This window comes from Actinosynnema mirum DSM 43827 (genome assembly GCF_000023245.1).
Classification (GTDB): Bacteria; Actinomycetota; Actinomycetes; order Mycobacteriales; family Pseudonocardiaceae; genus Actinosynnema; species Actinosynnema mirum.
In genome coordinates this window covers 3705495-3728715 of record NC_013093.1, presented here as the reverse complement: position 1 = coordinate 3728715, position 23221 = coordinate 3705495, and the positions used below count along the sequence as shown (strand labels likewise).

Sequence of the window (23221 nt, the reverse complement as noted above, 5' to 3'; positions counted from 1 at the left end):
GCCCCGAACCGGTCAGGTCCGCTCGGCGCGGCCCAGCCGGGTGTCGATGAACTCGAACAGCTCCGCCACGCCCGCGTCCCGGAGCGCGGCCCCGCCGTCGGGCTCGCCCTGGTCCTCGTCGGACAGGGCGGCGAGCAGGGCGCGCAGCCTGGCGGCGGCGCTCGCGCGCAGCGCGGGGTCGGCGGGCGGGTCGGCGAGCGCGGCCTCCAGGCGGTCCAGGCCCGAGGTCACCGGGTCGCCGCCGTCGAGCAGCCCCGCCAGCACGGCGGCGACCTCGGCCGCCGTCGGGTGGTCGAACAGCAGGGTCGCGGGCAGGGTCAGACCGGTGGCGGCGGCCAGGCGGTCGCGCAGCTCCACCGCCGTCATCGAGTCGAACCCCAGGTCCCGGAACGCGGCCCGCCCGTCCACCGAACCGTCGGCGCGGCCCAGCACGGCGGCGGCGTGGTCGCGCACCAGCGCCAGCAGCACCCGGTCCCGGTCCGGGCCGGTCAGGTCGACCGCGCTCGGCTCCGGGGCGCTCCGCTGCTCGGGCAGCGCCACCCCTGGCAGCGCCCCCTCGGACAGCACTCCCCCGGACAGCGCGGCTTCCGACGTCCGCGCGAACACGACCACGCCCAGCTCCGGGCTCAGCGGCGGCACACCCGGTCCCGCGCACAGCAGGGTCGCGGGCAGGCCGTCCTCGTGGCGGCGGCGCACGAGCGCGGCCAGCACCCCGGCGGCCACCGCGTCCTCGGGGCGCGCCGCGTCGCCGAGCGCGCCCGCCGGGCCGCACAGCGCGAACAGCGCGGGCGGCCGGTCGCGGGTCAGCTCGTCCAGCAGCGCGGCCCGCGCCAGGCCCGCGTCGTCCGGCTCGACGGCGAGCACCACCCAGTCCGGGCGGTGCCCCTCCAGCGCGGCCACCAGCTCCTCCCTGCCGGGGTCGGCGGGCAGCACGACCGGTTCACGCACCCCGCAGGCCGCCACCACGCCGCGCGCCGCCTCCCCGACCACCAGCACCGGGCCTGCGGGAACGGCGCTGGTCGCGGTGACGCGCCGCAGCCTGGGCGCGAGCACCTCCCCCGCGCGCACCACCACCTCGGGCTCACCACAACCGTGCAGCGCGGGCAGCAGCGCCACCGACGCCGGATCGTCGTCCACGTCCGCCAGCACGACGTCCGCGCGGTCGGGCAGCGAGCGCACGAGCCCGGCCACCGCGCCGTCCCCGGTGACCACCAGCAGCGGGCCGCCGTGCCCGGCCAGCACGTCGGCGACGCCCGCCAGCTCCTCGGCGGAGGCGGTCGGCCCCACCTCCAGCACGGTCGCCGAGCCGTCGCCCCGAGGCGCGGGCAGCCGCTCGTGGCGCACCTCGCACCACGCGCCGGCCGCCTGCGCCACGGGCCAGAACCTGGTGCGCTGGAACGGGTAGGTGGGCAGGTCGGCGACCGCCCCCGGCCCGCCCAGCAGCGCGGTCCAGTCGACCGGGGTCCCGGACGCGACCAGGTCGCCGATCCCGGAGAGCAGCCCGACCACCTCGTCCCCGTCGACCAGCCCGCGCGCCACCGCGGTCCCCGGCGCGACCTGCTCGCGCACCAGGGCGGCCAGCGCGCCGCCGGGCCCCACCTCCAGCACCCGCGTCACGCCCAGCTCGCCCAGCCGGGCGACGCCGTCGCCGAACCGGACGGCGTGCCTGGCCTGCCGGACCCAGTAGTCCGGGTCGGCGAGCAGCTCGGCGTCGGCGGGCGCGCCGGTGAGCGTGGACAGCAGCGGGACGCGCGGGGGCAGGACCTCCACCCGCCGCGCGGCCAGGGCCAGCTCCCCGAGCACCCCGTCCAGGTGCGCGGAGTGGAAGGCGTGGCTCACCCGCAGCGCCCTGGTCCGCCACCCGCGCCCGGCGCACTCGGCGGCGGCCCGCTCGACCGCGTCGCCGTCGCCGGACAGCACGACCGCGCCCGGCCCGTTGACGGCGGCCAGCGCCAGTCCCCCGCCCAGCAGCGGCGCGACCTGCTCCTCGGTGGCGGCCACCGCGAGCATCGCCCCGCCGCGCCGGGCCCCGTGCATGGCCCGCGCCCTGGCCGCGACGAGCGCGCAGGCGTCCGCCTCCGACAGCGCGCCCGCGACGTGCGCGGCGGCCAGCTCGCCGACCGAGTGCCCGAGCACCACGTCGGGCACGACGCCCCACCGCTCCAGCAGCCGCGCCAGCGCGACCTCCAGCGCGAACAGCGCGGGCTGGGCGTGGACGGTCTCCGCCAGCAGCTCGGCGGGCCCGTCGAGCACGACGTCCCGGACGGAGCGCCCGGTGAGGTCGCCCAGCCGCTCGTCCAGCGCCGCGCACACCCGGTCGAACACCTCGGCGAACGCGGGGAACGCGGCGTGCAGGCCGCGCCCCATGCCGACGAACTGGCTGCCCTGCCCGGAGAAGGCGAACGCCAGCCCGCCGGGCGCGCGGACCCCGGTGCGGGCGGCGGCGTGCGGACGTCCCCCGGCCAGCGCGCGGAGCCCGGCGCGCAGGGCGTCCCGGTCGGCGGCGACGAGCACGGCGCGGTGCTCGTGCGCGGCGCGCCCCCGCGCGAGGGTCGAGGCGACGTCCCGGAGCGGCAGGTCGTCGAGGACGTCGGCGAGCCGCGCGGCCTGGGCGCGCAGGGCCGCCGGGCTCCGCGCGGACAGCACCAGCGGCAGCACGCCGGGAAGGTCCTGGGCGCGGTCGGCGGTCTCGACGGCGGTTTCTGCGACGATCTCCGCGGGGGCCTGCTCCAGCACGACGTGCGCGTTGGTGCCGCTGACCCCGAACGAGGACACCGCCGCGCGTCGCGGCCTGCCCACCTCGGGCCACGCGCGCTGCTCGGCCAGCACCGCGACGCCCTCCCAGTCGACCTCGGGGGTGGGCGCGTCGACGTGCAGGGTGCGCGGCAGCACGCCGTGCCGCAGCGCCTGCACGGTCTTCACCACGCCACCGATCCCGGCGGCGCCCTGCATGTGCCCGAGGTTGGACTTGAGCGACCCGAGCCACAGCGGCTCGCCGTCCCGGTCCCGCCCGTAGGTGGCGACCAGCGCGCGGGCCTCGATCGGATCACCCAACCGGGTCCCGGTCCCGTGCGCCTCCACCGCGTCCACGTCCGCAGTGGACAGACCGGCATCCGCCAGCGCCGCCCGGATCACCCGCTGCTGCGCCGCACCACTCGGCGCGGTCAACCCGTTCGACGCGCCATCGGAGTTCACCGCGCTGCCCCGAACCACGGCCAGCACCCGGCGCCCGTTGCGCTGGGCGTCCGACAGCCGCTCCAGCAGCACCAGCCCCGCGCCCTCGGACCACGCCGTCCCGTCGGCGCCCTCGGCGAAGGACTTGCACCGCCCGTCCGGGGCGAGCCCGCGCTGCCTGGCGAACTCCACGAACCCCCTGGGCGTGGCCATGACCGTCGCGCCGCCCGCCAGCGCCATCGAGCACTCGCCGCCGCGCAGGGCCCGCACCGCGAGATGGATCGCCACCAGCGAGGCCGAGCAGGCCGTGTCCACCGACAGCGCGGGGCCCTCCAGCCCGAGCGCGTAGGCGATGCGCCCCGACACGACGCTGCCCGACACGCCGGTGATCCGGTAGCCGTCGTCGCCGCGCGGGAGCACCTGGTCGTAGTCGTGGTTGGTGACGCCCGCGAACACGCCGACGTCCGTCCCCCGCACCGAGTCCGGGGCGATGCCCGCGCGCTCGAACGCCTCCCACGCGACTTCGAGGAGCAGCCGCTGCTGCGGGTCCATCGCGAGCGCCTCGCGCGGGGAGATGCCGAAGAAGTCCGCGTCGAACCCGGCCGGGTCGTCCAGGAACGCGGCCCGGTCGACGTAGGTGGAGCCCTCGTGGTCGGGGTCGGGGTGCACCAGCCGCTCCAGGTCCCACCCCCGGTCGGCGGGGAACGGGCCGACCGCGTCGACGCCCCCCGCGACCAGGTCCCACAGGTCCTCGGGCGAGGCGACCCCGCCGGGCGCGCGGCAGGCCATGCCGACGATCGCGATCGGCTCGCCGGGGGCGGGCGCCGTTCCGGGCCCCGCGCCGAGCGCTGCGGCAGGCCCCGCGCCAGCCGTTGCGCCGGGCCTGCCGCCCGCCGGTCCCGTCGCCCCGCCCACCCGCTCCAGCAGCGCGGCGGCCAGCTCGACCGGGGTCGGGTGGTCGAACACCAGCGTCGCGGGCAGCCGCAGCCCGGTGGCCTCGGCGAGCCGGTTGCGCAGCTCCACGCCGGTCAGCGAGTCGAGCCCGAGGTCGCGGAACGCCCGCCGCTCGTCGACGCCCGCGACGGGCAGGGCGAGCACGGCGGCGGCCTCGGCCCGCACCAGCGCGAGCAGCGCGGCCGGGTCCCCCGCGACCGGTGCGGCGGGCGCGGGCGTCCGGCGCGGCGCGACCACCTCGCTCAGCGCGGCGGGCGCCCGGTCGGCGGCGCGGGCCAGCGCCAGCGCGGTGACGGCGGGGCGCCCGCAGGCCAGCGCGGCGTCGAGCAGGTCGAGCGCGGCGGGCGCGGGCAGCGGGCGCATCCCGGACGCGGCCAGCCGCTCCCGGTCGGCCGCGCCGCGCTCGCCCACCAGCGCGCTGTCCACGTCCCACAGCCCCCAGGCGATGGACGTGGCGGGCAGGCCGAGGGCGTGCCGCTCGTGCGCGAGGCCGTCCAGGAACCCGTTGGCCGCCGCGTAGTTGGCCTGCCCGGCCGAGCCGAGCACCGAGGCCGCGGAGGAGAACAGCACGAACGCGGCCAGGTCCTGGCCCCTGGTCAGCTCGTCCAGGTGCCGGGCGGCCAGCGCCTTGGGCGCGAACGCGACGGCCAGGCGCTCGGGGGTCAGCGCGGTCACGACGCCGTCGTCCAGCGCGCCGGCCAGGTGCACGACGGCGGTGAGCGCGCGCCCGGCGAGCGCGGCGGACAGCGCGTCCCGGTCGGCGACGTCGCAGGCGAGGGCCTCGACCTCGGCCCCCAGGCCGGTGAGCTCGGCGACCAGGTCGCGCGCCCGCTCCGGGCCGCCGCGCCCGAGCAGCAGGAGCTTGCGGGCGCCGTGGTCGGTGACCAGGTGGCGGGCGACGAGCCGTCCGAGCGCGCCGGTCCCGCCGGTGAGCACGACCGTCTTCGCCGGGTCCAGCCCGGCGGGGCGGGCGACCGCCGCGACCGGCGTCAAGCGGGGCACGAGCACGGCCCCGTCGCGGATCGAGACCTGGGGCTCGCCGGAGGCCAGCACCCGGCGCAGCGCCGGGGCAGCCCGCTCGGGCGTGGTGTCCAGGTCGGCCAGGACGATCCGGCCGGGCTCCTCCAGCTGCGCCGAGCGCACCAGCCCCCACACCGCCGCGCCGACGGCCGTGCCGATCGGCGCGCCGGGGCCGCCGGTGAGCACGAGCAGCCGCCCGTCCCCGGCGAGGATCTCGCGCAGGGCGGCGAGAACCCGCTCGACCGAGTCCCCCACCACGGTCGTCACGTCGGCGGCCGGCCGGGCCTCGGGCAGCTCCACCGGCCGCCACGCGGTCTCCAGCAGCACCCCCGGCGGACCGGACCGGATCCCGCCGGCCCGCCGGAACGCCAGCTCGCCGATCCGCGCCACCGGGCGGCCCGCGCCGTCGGCGAGGGCGAGCGAGACGACCCCGTCCCCGACCCGCGTCGCCCGCACCCGCACCGCGTCCACGCCGGACCGGTGCAGCGCGACGCGGGAGAAGGAGAACGGCAGCCCCACCGCGCCGCCGTCCCCCGCGACCCGCTGACCGGCGAAGCTGCTCACGTGCAGCGCGCACTCCAGCAGCGCCGGGTGCAGCGCGAACCCGGCGGCCCGCCGCTGCTCGCCGGTGAGCTCGACCTCGCCGAACACCTCGTCGCCGCGCCGCCACAGCCGGGTCAGCCGCTGGAAGTGCGGCCCGTACTCCAGGCCCTTGGCGGCGAAGTCCGGGTAGAGCCCGGCGAGGTCGACCGGTTCGGCGCCCGCGGGCGGCCACTGACCACCGACCGCCTCGGGCGCGCGCGGCGGGGCGAGGACGCCGCGCGCGTGCAGCACCGGGGACTCGTCGCCGGAGAGCACGTCCACGGGGCGCGTCCCGTCCGCGCCGCGCGGGCCGACGACCACGCGCACCGCCACGTCGCCGCTCTCCGGGACCACCAGCGGGGCGGCCACCACCAGCTCCTCCAGCGCCGGGCAGCCGACCTCGTCGCCCGCGCGCACCGCCAGCTCCACCAGCGCGACGCCGGGCACGACGACCGCGCCGAGCACCCGGTGGTCGGCGAGCCACGGCTGGGCGGACAGCGAGAGCCGCCCGGTGAGGACGGTCCCGTCCGCGAGCGGCACGAGCGCGCCGAGCAGCGGGTGCCCCGAGGGCACGAGGCCGGCGGCGCGCGCGTCGCCGGACTGGCGGGGCGCGTCGAGCCAGTACCGCTCGCGCTGGAAGGCCGTGGTCGGCACCTCGGCCGTGCCCGCGCCCGCGTGCCGGGCGAGGTCGACGGGCACGCCGCGCACGTGCAGCTCGGCGGCGGACAGCAGGAACCGGTCGAGGCCGCCCTCGTCGCGGCGGAGGGTGCCCACGACGGCGGTGCGGTGCGGTGCGGCGAGGTCGACGACGCTGGTGGTGAGCACCGGGTGCGGGCTCACCTCCACGAACACCCGGTGCCCCCGGTCGAGCAGGGCCGTGACGGCGTCGGCGAACCGGACGGGTTCGCGCAGGTTGCGGTACCAGTGCTCGGCGTCGAGCCGGGTGGCGGGCTCCCCGGTGACGGTGGACAGCAGCGGGATCTCGGGCTCGCGGGAGGCGATGTCGCCGAGCGCGGCCAGCAGCTCCGCGCGCAGGGCGTCGACCTGCGGGGAGTGCCCGGCGAAGTCGACGCCGGGCAGCCGCCACCGCAGCATCCGCCGGGCGGACAGGACCCGCTCGAACTCGCGCACCGCCCCGTCCTCGCCGGAGACGGTGACCGACGCGGGCCCGTTGACGGCCGCCACGCACACCCGCCCCTCGAACCCGGTGAGCAGCGCGGTGACCCGCTCGACGTCGGCGACGACGGTGAGCATCGCGCCGCGCCCGGACAGCTCGCGGGCGATCAGCGCGGAGCGGAGCACGACGATCCGGGCGGCCTCGGCGAGCGTGAGCGCGCCCGCGACGTGGGCGGCGGCCACCTCGCCCTGCGAGTGCCCGACGACCGCGTCGGGCCGCACGCCGACCGACGCCCAGAGCGCCGCGAGCGACACGACGACCGCGAACGAGACCGGTTGCAGCACGTCGACGCGCTCCAGCGCGACCGGGTCGACGAGCACCTCCCGCAGCTCCCACCCGGCGAGGTCGCGCAGCACGTCGGCGCAGCGGGCCATGCTGTCGGCGAAGACGGGCGCCTCCCGCCACAACCGCTCGGCCACGCCGGTCCAGTGCGCGCCCTGACCGGGGAACACCAGGACCACCCGCCCGGTGACGTCGGCCGCGCCGCTCGCGAGCCGGGGCCCGGCCTCACCGCCCGCGAGCGCGTCGAGCCCGGTGAGCAGCGAGTCCCGGTCGGCGGCGACCACGACGGCGCGCCGCTCGCGCTGGGTGCGGGAGAGCAGCAGCGGCCGGGCGACGTCCTCGGGACCGAGCGCGGGCCGCTCGCGCAGGTGCCCGGCCAGGCGCGCGGCCTGGGCGCGCAGACCGGCGGTGGTGGCCCCGGACACGGCGACGGGGACGGGAACGGGGACGGGCACGGGTGCGGGTGCGGGTGCGGGCGCATCGGACGCGGCAGCGGGCAGCGACGCGGACGGCACGGCGGCGGGCGCTCCGGCGGGCGGGCCACCGAGTGGGAAGGCGGCGGGCGGGAAGGCAGCAGGCGGGAGGGCAGCTGGCGGCGGGCTCGCGGGCGGCGGGGCAGCCTCCGCTCCACCAGCCACCGCTCCCCCGAGCGTCGCGCCGAGTTCCTCCCCAGGCGCTGCGGCTGTCGCGGTGGAGGTTCCGGCGGCGGTCACGCCCGATGCGCCAGTCGCGCCAAGTGCGCCGGTCACGCCCGATGCGCCAGTCGCGGCGAGTGCGCCAGTCGCGCCAAGTGCGCCGGCCTCCACCGCGGGCGCCTCTTCGAGGATCAGGTGGGCGTTGGTGCCGCTGGCCCCGAAGGCCGACACCGCCCCCCGCCTCGGCCGGACCGCCGCGCCCCCGGCAGCGCCACCCGGTGCGCCACCCGCAGCGCCACCCTCCACGCCGCCGGCCGCGCCTCCCCGCGCACCCCCCGGCTCCCCACCCCCACGCCAGGGCCGGGCCCGGTCGAGCACCCGCACCGCCCCGGCGTCCCAGTCGACCTCGGTGGTCGGCGTCGCGGCGTGCAGGGTGGGGGGCAGGACGCCGTTGCGCAGCGCCTGCACCACCTTCAGCACCCCGGCCACGCCCGCCGCCCCCTGCGTGTGCCCGATGTTCGACTTCACCGACCCGAGCCACAGCGGCCCGGCGTCCGCGCGAGCGCGCCCGTAGGTCTCCAGCAGCGCCTGCGCCTCGATCGGGTCGCCGAGCACGGTCCCGGTGCCGTGCGCCTCCAGCAGGTCGACGTCCGCCGCCGACAGCCCGGCGTCGGCCAGCGCCGCCCGGATCACCCGCTGCTGCGCGGGACCGCTGGGCGCGGTGAGCCCGTTGGACGCGCCGTCGGAGTTCACCGCCGACCCACGCACCACCGCCAGCACCTGCCGCCCGTCCCGCCTCGCGGCGGAGAGCGGTTGCAGCAGCACCAGACCGGCGCCCTCGCCCCACGCGGTGCCGTCCGCGTCGGCGGAGAACGCCTTGCAGCGCCCGTCGCGGGCCAGCGCGCGCTGCCGCGAGAACTCGACGAACGTGTCCGGCGTCGACATCACCGTCACCCCGCCCGCCAGCGCCATCGAGCACTCGCCGCGCTGGAGCGCCCGCACCGCGAGGTGGATCGCGACCAGCGACGACGAGCACGCGGTGTCCACCGTGATCGCGGGCCCCTCCAGCCCGAGGGTGTAGGCGACGCGCCCGATCGCGGCGCTGCCGGAGCTGCCGGTCCCCAGGTAGCCCTCCAGCTCCGGCGGCACGGGCCGGAACCGCGAGCCGTGGTCGTGGTTGAGCACTCCCCCGAAGACGCCGACGTCGCGACCGCGCACCGAGTCGGGGGCGATGCCCGCCCGCTCGAACGCCTCCCACGCGACCTCCAGCAGCAGCCGGTGCTGCGGGTCGATCACCAGCGCCTCGCGCGGCGAGATCCCGAAGAACCCCGGCTCGAACCAGGCCATGTCGCGCAGGAACGCCCCGTGCCGCACGTAGGAGCGCCCGACCCGGTCGGGGTCCGGGTCGAACAGGTCCGCCAGGTCCCAGCCCCGGTCGTCGGGGAACGGGCCCGCCGCGTCGACCTCGCCGACGACCAGGTCCCACAGCTCCTCGGGCGAGGTGACCCCGCCGGGGAAGCGGCAGGCCGCGCCGACGATCGCGACCGGCTGGGCCGCGCCCCCGGTGGCGCGCAGCCGCTCGTTCTCCCGCAGCGAGGCGCGCAACGCGTCCAGGAGCTGCTCACGGGTGGTCACGCGGGTCCTCCAAGGGGGGTCGGCCACTCGCCGCCGAGCGCGCGGCGGACCAGCTCGTCGGCGGCCATGTCGTCGAAGTCGTCGCCGTGCCGGGGGCCGGGCAGCTGCTCGGCCGGGAACAGCTCGGCCTCCAGGCGCTCGGCGGTGGCGGCGGGGGTGGGGTGGTCGAACACGACGCTCGCGGGCAGCCGCACCCCGGCCAGCCGGACGAGCCGGTTGCGCAGCGCCATCGCGGTGATCGAGTCGAACCCGGCGTCGCGGAACGCCTGCCCGGCGGGCAGCGCGGCCCCGTCGTCGTGGCCCAGCACGCCCAGCGCCTCGGCGGTGACCAGCTCCAGCAGGTGGGCGCGCCGCTCGGCGGGCGGCATCGGGCGCAGCCGGTCGGCCAGCGACGGCCCGGCGGGAGCGGGGGTCGCGGCGCGCGGGGCGGGGACCCGGCGCTCGGGTTCGCGGTCGAGCGGGACGAGCGCGGGCAGGCCGGTGCGCAGGGCCGCGTCGAACAGGCCGAGCGCGACCTGCGGCGAGAGCCCGCCGCCGCGACCGCGCGCCATGCCCTCGGTCCACGGCCCCCAGGCCAGCGCCGTGGCGGGCAGGCCGAGGGCGTGCCGCTCGTGCGCGAGGCCGTCCAAGTGGGCGTTGGCCGCCGCGTAGTTGGCCTGCCCGGCGTGGCCGAGCACGCCCGCGACCGAGGAGAACAGCACGAACGCCGCCAGGTCCCGGTCCCTGGTCAGCTCGTCCAGGTGCCGGGCGCCCTCGGCCTTGGGGCGCAGCACCGCGTCCAGCCGCTCGGGGGTCAGCGAGGTGAGGGCGCCGTCGTCGAGCACCCCGGCCAGGTGCGCCACCAGCGTCAGCGGCCGGTCCGGCGGCACGGCGGCCAGCGCCGCGACCACGTCGGCCCGGTCCGCGACGTCGCCGCGCACGTGCCGCACGTCGGCGCCCGGCACGTCCGGCCCGCGCCCGCTGCGGCTGAGCAGCACCAGGGAGCGCACGCCGTGCGCGCGCACCAGGTGCTCGGCCAGCAGCGCCGCCAGCGCCCCGGAGCCGCCGGTGATCAGCGCGGTCCCGCCGGGGTCGAGCGCGGTCCCGCCGGTGCTGGGCGCGGCGACCCGGTGCAGCCCCGGCACGAGCACGCGTCCCGCGCGCAGCACCGCCTCCGGCAGCGCGCCGGTGGCGAGCGCGGGCAGCAGCGCGGCGGACTCGGGCCGGTCGTCCAGGTCGGCCAGGACGAACCGGCCGGGGTGCTCGGCGGCGGCCGACCGCACCAGGCCCCACACCGCGGCGCCCTCGGCGCGACCGGCGCGCGGCCCGACCGCGCCCGAGGTCGTCACGAGCAGCCGCGTCGACTCCCAGCGTGGCTCGGTCACCGCCTCCTGGAGCAGCGGCAGCAGGTCGCGGACGTGCCCGGCGTCGACCCGCACCACCGGCGGCACCCGCTCGCCGACCTCGCGCAGCGGCACGGGCTCGGCGGCGCCGGGCGGCGGGCCGACCTCCGTCCACGCCTGGCGCAGCAGCACCCCCGGCCGCAGCCGGTCGGGGGTGACCGGTCGGGACACCAGCGAGGCGATCTCCAGCAGCGGGCGGCCCTGCGGGCAGGCCACGCGCACCCGGACGCCGCCGTCGCCGTCGGGCCGCAGGGAGGCGCGGACCGCGCGGCCCGCCCGGCCCGCGCCGCGCGCGGAGCGCCAGCTGAACGGCACCCGCACCTGCGAGCCGTCCTCGACGCCGGTGAGCGAGAGGGCCTGGAGCACCGCGTCGAGCAGCGCGGGGTGCACGGTGTGCCCGTCGTCGGCGACCTCGTCGGGCAGCACCGCCTCCACCAGCACCTCGTCGTCGAGCCGCCAAGCGGCGCGCAGCCCCAGGAACGCGGGCCCGTACCCGTGGCCGGTGGCGGCCATCGCGGCCCGGTGGTCGGCCACCGGCAGCGGCTGCGCGCCCGGCGGCGGCCACTGCGCCAGGTCGAACGCGAGCGGCCCCCCGTCGGGGGCGAGCTGGCCGGTGACGTGCCGGGTCCACGGCGAGCGCGGCCCGGCCGACTCCGGCCGGGAGTGCACGGCCACCTCGCGGCGCCCGTCCGGTCCCGGCGCGGCGGCGGTGACGCGCAGCAGCGCCGCCCCGTCGCCGAGCACCAGCGGGACCTCGTTGACCAGCTCGGCGACCTCGGGCAGCCCGAGCTGCCGACCGGCCGCCCGCACCAGGTCCAGCAGGGCCGTGCCGGGCACGACGACCGCGTCGAGCAGCCGGTGGTCGGCCAGCCACGGGTGGGCGCCGGTGGCGGCGCGGCCGGTGAACGCGGCGGTGTCCGAGCCGGGGATCTCCAGCTCCCCGGTGAGCAGCGGGTGCTCCAGCGGGGCGGCGTCGGTGGTGGGCGGGGCGGGGTCCAGCCAGAAGCGGCGGCGCTGGAACGGGTAGGTGGGCAGGTCGGTGGTCCGGCCGCCCGCGTCGGCCAGCAGCGGGGCGAAGTCGACGCGCGCGCCCCTCGCGTGCAGCGCGCCGAGCGCGGTGATCAGGGAGTGGTCCTCGTCCCGGTCGCGGTGCAGCAGGGGGGCGCAGAGCACGTCGTGCCCGTCCAGGCACTCCTGCGCGGCGGCGGCCAGCCCGCCGCCGGGGCCGACCTCGACGAACGCGGTCGCGCCCCGCCGGTGCAGGTCGGTGACGGCGTCGGCGAAGCGCACCGGCTCGCGGGCCTGGCCCAGCCAGTACTCCGGCGCGTCGAGCGCGCCGGGCGCGGTGGCGACGACCGGGACGCGCGGCGGGCGGAAGTCGAGGCGCGCCAGCACGTCGGCGAACGCGGGCAGCACCGCGTCGACGGCGGCCGAGTGGAAGGCGTGGGCGACCCGCAGGCGCGTGGCGCGCCCGAGGCGGGCGGCGACCTCGGTGACGGCGGCCTCGTCGCCGGTGAGCACGGTGGCGCGGGGGCCGTTGACGGCGGCCAGCTCCACCCCGTCGACCAGCGCGGCGCGCACCTCGTCCTCGCCCGCCCGGACCGCGACCATCACGCCGGGGGGCAGCTCGCGCATGAGGGCGCCGCGCGCGGCCACGAGGGTGGAGGCGTCCTCCAGGGACAGCACCCCGGCGGCGTGCGCGACGGCGATCTCGCCGACCGAGTGCCCGGCGAGCAGGTCGGGGCGGACGCCGAGCGCGTCGAGCAGGCGCACCAGCGCGACCTGCACGGCGAACAGCCCGGCCTGCGCGTAGCGGGTGTCGGCGAGCAGCCCCGGGTCGTCCAGGGCCGCGCGCACGCCGGGGCCGCCGACGATGCGCCGGTCCAGCAGGGCGCACACCTCGCGCAGCGCGTCGCGGAACACCGGGAACCGCCGCTCCAGCAGCCGCCCGGTCCCGGCCCGCTGGCTGCCCTGGCCGGACAGCAGGAACGCGACGCTCCCGCCGTCCCGCCCGGCGGGCTCGGTGGCGCCGGACGCGAGGTCGCGCAGCGCCGCCAGCGCCTGGTCCCGGTCGCGGGCGGGGAGCACCGCCCGGCAGGGCAGGGCGGCGCGGCCGGTGACCAGGGACAGCGCCAGGTCGGGCAGCGGGAGGTGCTCGGCGACGGGCAGGAGCGCGGCTGCGGTGGCGCGCAGCGCGACGGGGTCGTGGGCGGACAGGACGAGCGGCAGGTGACCGGGGACGTCCCGGTCGTCGGCCCCGGCGGGGGCCTCGCGCTCGGGCCCTCGGCCTTCCGGAACCCGCTCCTCGGGAGCCTGCTCCAGCACGACGTGCGCGTTGGTGCCGCTGACCCCGAACGAGGACACCGCCGCCCTGCGCGGCCTGCCCACCTCGGGCCAGTCCCGCCGCTCGGCCAGCACCGCCACCCCGTCCCACTCGACCTCGGGGGTGGGCTCGTCCGCGTGCAGGGTCGCGGGCAGCACCCCGTGCCGCAGCGCCTGCACCGCCTTGATCAGCCCGGCGACGCCCGCGGCGGCCTGGGTGTGCCCGATGTTGGACTTGACCGACCCGAGCCACAGCGGCTCCCCGCCCCGGTCCCGCCCGTAGGTCGCGACCAGCGCCCGCGCCTCGATCGGGTCACCCAACCGGGTCCCGGTGCCGTGCGCCTCCACCAGGTCCACGTCGGCCGCCGACAGCCCGGCGTCCGCGAGCGCCCGCCCGATGACGCGCTCCTGCGCGGGGCCGCTGGGCGCGGTCAGCCCGTTGGAGGCCCCGTCGGAGTTGACCGCGCTGCCGCGCACCAGCCCCAGCACCCGGTGCCCGTTGCGGCGCGCGTCCGAGAGCCGCTCCAGCAGCACCAAGCCGACGCCCTCGCCGAACCCGGTGCCGTCCGCGCCCGCCCCGAACGCCTTGCAGCGCCCGTCGGCGGCGAGCCCGCGCTGCCGGGAGAAGTCCACGAACAGGTCCGGCGTGCTCAGCACCGTCACACCGCCCGCCAGCGCCAGCGAGCACTCGCCGCCGCGCAGGGCCCGCACCGCCAGGTGCACGCCCACCAGCGACGACGAGCAGGCGGTGTCCACGGTCATCGCCGGTCCCTGCAGCCCGAAGGCGTAGGCGACCCGGCCGGACACCACGCTCCCGGACACCCCGGTGACCCGGTGCCCCTCCAGCCCCTGGTCGGAGTGGGCGGGCAGCACCGGGTAGCCGTGCGCGATGACGCCCGCGAACACGCCGGTGTCGGTGCCGCGCAGCGAGTCGGGGGCGATGCCCGCGCGCTCGAACAGCTCCCACGCCACCTCCAGCAGCAGCCGCTGCTGCGGGTCGGTGCCGATGGCCTCGCGCGGGCTGATGCCGAACAGGTCGGCGTCGAAGCCCGCGACGTCCGCGAGGAACCCGCCCGCGCGGGCGTGGCTGCGCCCGGCCCCGTCCGGGTCGGGGGCGAACAGGGTGGCCAGGTCCCAGCCCCGGTCGGCGGGGAACGGGGTGAGCGCGTCCCCGCCGCCCGCGACGAGGTCCCACAGGTCCTCCGGGGAGGACACGTCGCCGGGGAAGCGGCAGGCCATCGACACGATCGCGATGGGCTCCCCCGCGTCGGCGGTGACGGCGGTGGCGGGCGCGGTGGTCCCGGCGGCGGGGGCGTGCCCGAGCTCGGCGAGCAGGTGCGCGGTCAGCAGCGCCGGGGTCGGGTGGTCGAACACCGAGGTGGCGGCGAGCGCGAGGCCGGTCGCGGCGGCGAGCCGGTTGCGCAGCTCCACGGCCGTGAGCGAGTCCACGCCCAGCTCCTTGAACGCGCGGTGCGCGTCCACGGCGGAGGCGTCGCGGTGCCCGAGCACGGTCGCGGTGTGCGCCCTGACCACGTCGATCAGCGGCCGGTCCGCGCCCGCGACGGCCTGGGCGGCGACCGCCCGGCGCGGCCCGGCGAGGTCGCGCAGCAGCGGCGGGACCTCGGCTGCGCGGCGCGGGTCGAGCGCGGCGGCGAGGACGGCGGGTTCCGGGGAGGCCAGCGCGGCGTCCAGCAGCGCCAGCGCCTCGGTGGTGCCGAGCGAGCCTGCGCCGTGCCTGGCCCCGCGCGCGAGGTCGGCGGCGGTGAGCCCGGCGGTGAGCGCGCTGGCGCTCTCCCAGTGGCCCCAGGCTATGGAGGTGGCGGGCAGCCCGGCGGAGCGGCGGCGGGTGGCCAGCGCGTCGAGCGCGGCGTTCGCGGCGGCGTAGTTGGCCTGGCCCGCGTTGCCGAGCGTCCCGGCGGCGGAGGAGAACAGCACGAACGCGGCGAGGTCGGCGTCGCGGGTCAGCTGGTCCAGCAGCAGCGCCCCGTCGAGCTTGGGGCGCAGGACCGCGTCGACGCGCGCCGCGTCCTGGTCGGCGAGCAGGGCGTCGTCGAGGGCGCCCGCCGTGTGCACGACGGCGGTCAGCGGGTGCTCGCCCAGGTCGGCCAGCAGGGCGGCCACCCGGTCGCGGTCGGCGGCGTCGCAGCGCTCGAACCGCGTGGTGGCGCCGAGCTCGGCCAGGTCGGCGGCCAGTTCGGCGGCGCCGGGCGCGTCGGGGCCGCGCCGGGAGGTGATCAGCAGGTGGCGGGCGCCGTGCGCGGACACCAGGTGGCGGGCGGTGAGCGCGCCGAGCGCGCCACCGCCGTGGACCAGGACGGTGCCCTCGGGGTCGAGCGGGCGGGGCACGGTGAGCACGACCTTGCCGACGTGCCCGCCGGACGCGACGTGCCGCAGCGCCTCGGGGGCGTGCCGGATGTCGCGGACGGTCAGCGGCAGCGGCTCAAGGCGGCCCTGCTCGAACAGCCCCAGCACCTCGGCGAGCAGTTCGGCGGTGCGGTCCGGGCCCGCGTCGCGCAGGTCGTAGGCCCGGTACGCGACGTCGGCGCGCACGAGGTCGCGCACGTCGACCTTGCCCAGCTCCAGGAACCGCCCGCCCGGCGCGAGCAGCCGCAGCGAGGCGTCCACCAGCTCGCCGGTGAGCGAGTTCAGCACGACGTCCACGGCCGGGAAGCGCTCGGCGAACCCGGTGTCGCGGGAGGAGGCCAGGTGCGCGTCGTCCAGGCCGAGCGCGCGCAGCACCGGCCACTTGGCAGGCGACGCGGTGGCGAACACCTCCGCGCCCAGCAACGCCGCCAGCCTGACCGCCGCGCCGCCGACGCCGCCCGCGCCCGCGTGCACCAGGACGCGGTCGCCCGGCCCGACCTGGGCGAGGTCGCGCAGGCCGTGGAGGGCGGTGAGGAACGCGACCGGCACCGACGCGGCGCGCGCGAACCCCCAGCCGGGCGGGACGGGCGCGAGCAGGCGGGCGTCGGTGATCGCGACCGGGCCGAACGCGCCGAAGTCGCGGTCGAACGTGCCGAGCACCCGGTCGCCGACCGCGAGGCCGGTGACGCCGGGACCGGTCTCCAGGACCACGCCCGCGGCCTCTCCGCCGAGCCCGCGCTGGCCGGGCACGGCGTTCAGCACGACGGCGGCGTCCCGGAAGTTGACGCCCGCGGCGCGCACGCCCACCCGGACCTCGCCGGGTTCCAGCGGTCGGGTCGCGGCCGGGCTCGGGGTCGCGGCCAGGTCGGTGAACGTGCCGCCGTCGCAGGTCAGGCACCAGGTCGGGGCGGCGGGCAGCCGCAGGCCGTCGTCGCGCGTGCGCGCCAGGCGCGGCGCTCCCGCCCTCCCCGCCCGCACCCGGACCTGCGGTTCGCCGGTGGCGGGCAGGGCGGGCAGCAGGGCGCGCGAGGCGGGGTCGTCGTCCAGGTCGACCAGGGTGAAGCGGCCCGGCCGCTCGGTCTGGGCGGTGCGCAGCAGCCCCCACACGGCGGCGGCGGCCGGGTCCTCGGCCGCGCCGCGCGTGACCACGGTCAGCTCGTCGTGCTCGCGCAGGGCCTCCAGGGTCAGGCCGAGGAGGGCGCGCGCGTCGCCGTCGGGCAGGTCGAGCACGGGGGTGGTCGACTCGGAGCCCGGCGTGGGCCCGTGGACGTCCAGGTCGACCCACTCGACGCGGAACAGCGCGCCAGAGCCGACGAGCGCGGTGGCCGGGGCCGGGCGCAGCCGCAGGGCGTCGACCTCCACGACCGGCGCGCCCTCGGGGTCGTAGGCGCGCAGCACGTGGTCGTCGGCGGTCCCGGTCAGGCGCACGCGCAGCGCGGTCGCCCCGGTGGCGCGCAGCCTGGTCCCCCGCCAGGAGAACGGCAGCAGCACCTCGTCGGCGGCGACCCGAGCCGGGGGCAGCAGGCCGGTGGCGTGCAGCGCGGCGTCGAACAGGGCCGGGTGCAGGCCCCAGCCGTCCGGGCTCAGCGGTTCGGGCAGCTCCACCTCGGCGAACACCTCGCCGTCGCGGGTCCAGGCCCGCCGCAGCCCGCGCAGCGCCGGCCCGTAGCCGTAGCCCTCGGCGGCCCGGCTGTCGTAGAACCCGGCCAGGTCGACCTCGCGCGCGCCGGTCGGCGGCCACTCGGTCAGCGGGACCGGGGTGGACCGGTCGACGGCGAGGGAGCCGCTGGCGTGCCGGGTCCACGCGCCGCCCTCGGCGCGGGCGTGCGCCTCCAGCGGCCTGCGCCCTGCGGCGTCCGGGGCGCCGATCCTGAGCTGCACCTCCACCGCGCCGCGCTCGGGCAGCACCAGCGGCGCCTCCACCAGCAGCTCGTCCAGTGCGGGCGCGCCGACCTCGTCGCCGGCGCGGATGGCCAGCTCCGCCCAGCACGTGCCGGGCAGGACGGCGGACCCGCGCACCACGTGGTCGGCGAGCCACGGGTGCCGCGCGGTGCTCAGCCGCGCCTGGCACACCAGGTCCTCGCCGCCCGCGAGGTCGGTGGCGGAGGTGAGCAGCGGGTGCCGCAGCGCGGAGGCGGCGGTGGGGTCGGCGTCCAGCCAGTAGCGGGCGCGCTGGAACGGGTAGGTGGGCAGGTCGAGCGCCCGGACCGGCGGGGGCGCCAGCGGGGAGAGGTCGACGGCCACGCCGCGCACGTGCAGCTCGGCGGCGGAGCGCAGGAACCGGTCGAGGCCGCCGTCGTCGCGGCGCAGCGTGCCGGTGGCGACCGAGGGGCCCGCGCCCGCGAGCAGGTCCTGGACGGGCGCGGTGAGCACCGGGTGCGCGCCGACCTCCACGAACGCCCGGAACCCGTCGGCGACCAGGAGCGCGGCGGCGTCGGCGAAGCGGACGGGGTGGCGCAGGTTGGCGAACCAGTAGTCGGCGTCGAGCTCGGGACCGTCCAGCCACGTGCCCGTGACGGTGGACAGCATCGGGATCTCGGCCGGTCGGGGGGTGATCGGCGCGAGGTCGGCGAGCAGGCCCTCGCGCAGCACGTCCACGGCGGGCGAGTGCGAGGCGTAGCCCACCGGAAGCCTGCGGGCGCCCTCCACGCGGGCGACCAGCGCGTCGACGTCGCCGGAGACGACCACCGAGCCGGGGCCGTTGACCGCCGCGACGCACACCCCGGTGCCCGCGACCAGCTCCTCGACCTCGGCCTGCGGCAGCGGGATCGAGGCCATGCCGCCGCCGTCGAGCCCGGCGGCGATGGCCCGGCTGCGCAGCACCACCACGCGGGCCGCGTCGGCAGGCGAGAGCGCTCCCGCGACGCAGGCTGCGGCGATCTCGCCCTGCGAGTGGCCGAGCACCGCGTCGGGCTCGACGCCGACCGAGCGCCACAGCCGGGCCAGCGCGACCATGACGACGAACGCGACCGGCTGGACGACGTCCACGCGGCTCAGGTCGCCGCCGCGCAGCACGTCGACCACGCGGAAGTCCACCAGGGGGTCGACGGCCGCCGCGCACTCGTCCACCAGCTCGGCGAACACCGGGGACTCGTCGAGCAGCCGGGCGCCCATGCCCACCCACTGGCCGCCCTGTCCGGGGAACACGAGCACCACGCGGCCGGTGACGTCCGCGCGCCCCGTGACCAGGGCGGGCGAGGGCTCGTCCGAGGCCAGTGCCTCCAGCGCGGCGAGCGCGCCCGCCCGGTCGTCGGCGACCACGACGGCGCGCTCGCCGAGGTCGGCCCGGCCCGCGCGCAGCGCGCCCGCCAGCTCGGCGGCCGTGACGTCGGAGGGGGCGAGGAAGTCGGCGAGCCGCCGGGCCTGGGCGCGCAACGCCGCCGCGTCGACGGCGGACACCGGCAGCGGCACGGCCCCGCGCTCGGGTGCGGCGGGCGCGGCGGGCGCGGCGGGGGCCTGCTCCAGGACCACGTGCGCGTTGGTGCCGCTGACCCCGAACGAGGACACCGCCGCCCTGCGCGGCCTGCCCACCTCGGGCCACGCGCGCTGCTCGGCCAGCACCGCGACACCGTTCCACTCGACCTCGGGCGTGGGCGCGTCGACGTGCAGGGTGCGCGGCAGCACGCCGTGCCGCAGCGCCTGCACGAGCTTGATCAGCCCGGCGATCCCGGCCGCGCCCTGGGGGTGCCCGAAGTTCGACTTCAGCGAGCCGAGCCACAGCGGCTCACCACCCCGGTCCCGCCCGTAGGTGGCGACCAGCGCCCGCGCCTCGATCGGGTCGCCCAACCGGGTCCCGGTCCCGTGCGCCTCCACCGCGTCCACGTCCGCAGTGGACAGACCGGCATCCGCCAGCGCCGCCCGGATCACCCGCTGCTGCGCCGCACCACTCGGCGCGGTCAACCCGTTCGACGCCCCGTCCGAGTTCACCGCGCTGCCCCGAACCACGGCCAGCACCCGGCGCCCGTTGCGCCGCGCGTCCGACAGCCGCTCCAGCAGCACCAGCCCCGCGCCCTCGGACCACGCCGTCCCGTCCGCCGACGCCGAGAACGGCTTGCAGCGGCCGTCCGGGGCCAGCGCGCCCTGCCGGGCGAACTCGACGAAGTCGGCGGGCGTGGCCATGACCGTCGCGCCACCCGCCAGCGCCATCGCGCACTCGCCGCGCCGCAGCGACTGCACCGCCAGGTGCACCGCCACCAGCGACGACGAGCACGCGGTGTCCACGGTGAGCGCGGGCCCGGTGAGCCCGAACGCGTAGGCGATCCGCCCTGAGGCGACGCTGCCCGCGTTGCCGGTGCTCAGGTAGCCCTCCACGAGCTGCCGGTCCAGCCCCGGCCGCGACCCGTAGTCGTGGCCCATCAGCCCGGCGAACACGCCGGTCCCGTCACCCGCCACCGAGCGCGGGTCGATCCCGGCGCGCTCGAACACCTCCCACGCGACTTCGAGCAGCAGCCGCTGCTGCGGGTCCATGGCGAGGGCCTCGCGCGGGTGCACCCCGAACAGGGCCGCGTCGAACAGGGCGGCGTCGGCCAGGAACCCGCCGCCCGCGCAGGCGCCGCGCAGCGCGTCCAGGTCCCAGCCCCGGTCGACCGGGAACGGCGACACCACGTCCGAGCCGGAGCGCACGACCTCCCATAGGTCCTCGGGCGAGGCGACGCCGCCGGGCAGCCTGCACCCGGCGGCGACGACCGCGATCGGCTCGCCCGAGCGCTCGACGGCGCGCGCGGGCGCGACCGGGGCCTGCTCGGGGGACTGCGACGCGCCGAACAGCTCGTCGTGCAGCAGCGCGGCGAGCGCGGTCGGGGTGGGGTGCTCGAACGCGGCGGTCGCGGGCAGCGCGAGCCCGGTCGCGGCGGTGAGCCGGTTGCGCAGGGCGACCGAGGTGGCGGAGGTGAAGCCGAGCTCGGCGAAGCCGCGCTCGTGCCCGTCGACCACGAACTCGGCGGGTCGCAGGGCCGCGGTCTCGGCGCGCACCAGGTCGAGCAGCCGCCTCCTGCGCTCCCGCTCCCCGCGACCGGCCAGGCCCGCCCGCAGCTCGGCCACCCGGACCGGCTCGGGTTCGGCGGCGACCACGTGCAGCAGGTCGCGCAGCGGCGCGGGCACGTCCCCGGCCACCAGGTCGGGGTCGGGGCGCAGCACCGAGACGACCGGCTCGTCGGCGCCGAGCGCGGCGTCGAACGCGGCCAGCCCGTCCCGCAGGGGCAGCACGGCCAGCCCCGGCCGGGCCTGCGCGGCCTCGGCCTCCCACGGTCCCCAGGCCAGGCACCGGGCGGGCATCCCGGCGGCGCGGCGGCGCAGCACGACGTCCTCGGCGGCGGCCGAGTCGAACGCGGTCGCGCACACCACCAGCTCGACCCGCGCGCCGAGCAGGTAGGGCAGGGCCTCCGGGTCCCCGTCGCCGGTGTGCACGAGCGCGCCCAGCGGGGACGGCGCCCGGCTGAGCGCGCGGTCGAGCGCGTCCGGTCCGGCGACGGCGAGCACGACCCGCGCGCCCGAGGCCACGAGGTCGTCGCGCAGCGCGCCCGCGCGGGCCCGCCCGTCCGGGCCGGTGATCAGCAGCAGGTCGCGCACGCCGTGCGCGCCGCGCAGGTGCCGGGCCAGGGCGGCGGCGGTCCCGCTGTCGGCGCCGGTGACGGCGACGGCCCGGCGGGGGTCGAGCGCGCCGCGCCCGACGACGGAGCCGGGGACCTCGTGCAGGCGCGGCACGAGCACGACCCCGGAGCGCACGAGCAGCCGGGGCTCACCGGCGGCGAGCAGCGCGACCGGGTCGACCGCGGCGTCGTCGTCGGTGTCGACCGCGGTGATCCCGGCGCGGCGGGCGGCGGTCCACGCGGCGAGCTGCCCGAGCCGCACCGGCCCGCCGTCGACGGCCACCGCCCCTCGGGTGAGCACCAGGTCGGGGCGGCCGGACAGCGCGGGCGCGTCGTCGCCGCGCAGGTCGAGCACCACCGGCGCGTCACCGGGCGCCGGGACCGGGGCGGTGGGCGCGCCCGCGGGCGACCCGGCGTCGGGATCGGTCGCCGCACCAACCGTGGTCTCGGCACCAGGCTCAGTCACCGCAGAACCAGGCGCGGTCACCGCACCAACCGCGGCGGTCAGCGGCACCCAGTCGGTGCGGAACAGCGCCCCCCGCTCGCCGCGCGCCCGCAGCCGCGCGGGCGTGTCCAGCAGCACCCGCCGGGTGATCTTCCCGGAGGCCGTGCGCGGCACCGACTCGATCTGGTACAGCTCCTCGGGCACCTTGTGGTACGACAGCCGCTCCCGGCACACCGCCAGCACCCGCGCCGGGTCGAACCCCTCCCCCGGCACCAGGAACGCCACCGGGACCTCGCCCAGCACGTCGTGCGGCCTGCCCACCACGGCGGCGTCCGCGACGCCCGGCACGGCCCGCAGCACCGCCTCCACCTCCGCCGGGTGGACCTTCTCGCCGCCGCGCACCACGACGTCGTCGATGCGCCCGGTGACCGCGTGGAACCCGGACTCGTCCCTGGTCGCCAGGTCGCCGGTGCGGTACCAGCCGTCGCGCAGCGCGGCGGCCGTCGCCTCGGGCCGGTTGTGGTAGCCGAGCATGACGCTCGGCCCGCGCACCCACACCTCGCCCTCCGCGCCGGTCGGCGCGTCCAGGCCGGTGTCCGGGTCGACGAGCCGCACCGCCAGCCCCGGCACCGGGAGGCCGCTGGAGCCCTCGACCCTGGGCCCGGTCGGCCAGTTCACGGTGATCGACCCGCAGGTCTCGGTGCTGCCGTAGGCGTCGATGAGCGGCACGCCGAACCGCTGCTCGACGGCGGCCCGCAGCTCGGCCGTGGTGATCGCGCCGCCGACCAGGCCGACCCGCAGGTCGGGCGCGAGGAACCCGCGCTCACCGGCCGCGCGCACCAGGTGGTGGTAGGTCGTGGGCACGCCCGCGAGCACCGTGGAGCGCTCCTCGTGCAGCGCGGCCAGCACGTCCTGCGGGGAGCGCCCGTCCACCACGCGGGTGGTGGCGCCGACGGCGGTGGTGGCCAGCACACCGGCGATGTGCGACAGGCTGTGGAACAGCGGCAGCGGCCACAGCACCCGGTCGTCCGGGGTCAGGCCGAGCACGGGCGCGTAGCAGGCGGCCACCGACCACAGGCAGTTGCGCTGGGTGGACAGCACGCCCTTGGGGGTCCCGGTGGTGCCGGAGGTGTAGAGCATCCAGGCCAGGTCGTCCAGCTCCAGCGCGTCGTGCGCGGGCAGCGGGGCGTCGACGCCCGCGAGCGCCTCGTAGTCCCGGTCGACGTGCACGACCTCCAGCGCGGGCCGGGTGGCGCGGAGCCCGGCGAGCTGGTCGGCGTGCGCGGCGTCGGTGAGGACGAGCCGGGCGCCGCTGTCGTCGAGCAGGCCGCCCAGCTCGGCGTCGGTGGACACCGGGTTCAGCGGCACGCCCACCGCGCCGGCCCGCACGAGCGCCAGGTAGCACTCGACGGTCTCCACCCGGTTGCCCAGCAGGATCACGGCGCGGTCGCCGGGGAGCAGCCTGCGCGCGGCCAGGTGCCCGGCGAGCCTGCGCGTGCGGAGCTCCAGGTCGGCCCACGTGACGGCGCGTCGCGCGTCGCGGAAGGCGACGCGGTCTCCGCGCCTGGCCGCGTGCTCGCGCAGCAGTTCGGGCAGGGGACGGATCAGGTCGCTTCGCAGCATCTCTCCCACATCCGGTTCGGGGGCCCGGTCATCCGCGC

The 23221-nt window shown here is 79.0% G+C and carries 2 protein-coding genes; both read right to left on the bottom strand.

Annotated elements, in window-relative coordinates; all coding sequences use genetic code 11:
* Positions 1-12 precede the first annotated feature (12 nt).
* Positions 13-9459 carry a type I polyketide synthase gene (locus AMIR_RS41925; protein WP_015801998.1) on the bottom strand — a complete coding sequence of 3149 codons (9447 nt, stop codon included), beginning with the start codon at positions 9457-9459 and terminating at the stop codon, positions 13-15.
* Positions 9456-23183: a type I polyketide synthase gene (locus AMIR_RS39225; RefSeq protein WP_015801997.1), complete on the bottom strand. Its 13728-nt coding sequence runs from the start codon at positions 23181-23183 to the stop codon at positions 9456-9458. Before AMIR_RS39225 ends, AMIR_RS41925 begins: the two co-directional genes overlap by 4 nt.
* Positions 23184-23221: the final 38 nt, after the last annotated feature.